Raw genomic sequence first — 560 nt, 5'->3', positions numbered from 1 at the left:
GCCACAGCTGGTTCGGTCGCGTCGTCTTGTCCTGGAACTCGTCGGCCGCCGACACCACCACATAGGCCGGGCTGGTGATAAGGTCATAAGACTTGAGGATGCGATAGACGGAAGCCTCTGACACAAAATACTTTTCTGTGTCGGTGAACTGCACTGCCAACTCGCGCGGCGACAGATCGCTTTCCTTCAGGGCCAGGTCCTTGATCTTCTCGCGCACCGGCTCGGGAATGCGGTTCCAGACCCGTGACGGCCTGGGGCTGCGATCCTCAAGCGCTTCTGGCCCACCCGACAGATACCGATCATACCAGCGATAGAAGGTGGTTCTGGGGATGCCCAGCTTGTCCAGCGTTCGCTTGGTCGGCAGATGGGACTGCTCAACCAGCCGGATGATCTCCAGTTTCTCAGGGGCGGGATACCTCATTCGTCGTCGCCCCCATCCCCGAGCATGCTTTTTTTGAGAAGGCGCAGCTCCAGGGCCTGCTCGGCCACGACTTCCTTCAGGTCACGGGCCTCACGACGCAGATCCTTGACCTCGGTCGACGTCGCAGCACGCGCCGTGT

Annotated in this window: 1 pseudogene; it reads right to left on the bottom strand. The window is 60.7% G+C overall.

What is annotated here, in order from left to right:
- Positions 1 to 560: pseudogene (locus IE188_RS16725) on the bottom strand (helix-turn-helix domain-containing protein); the annotation flags it as partial.

Source organism: Aliiroseovarius zhejiangensis (assembly GCF_014656375.1).
GTDB classification, from domain to species: Bacteria; Pseudomonadota; Alphaproteobacteria; order Rhodobacterales; family Rhodobacteraceae; genus Aliiroseovarius; species Aliiroseovarius zhejiangensis.
The sequence above is the reverse complement of the archived record's forward strand: the minus strand, read 5'-3'. Positions and strand labels throughout refer to the sequence as shown.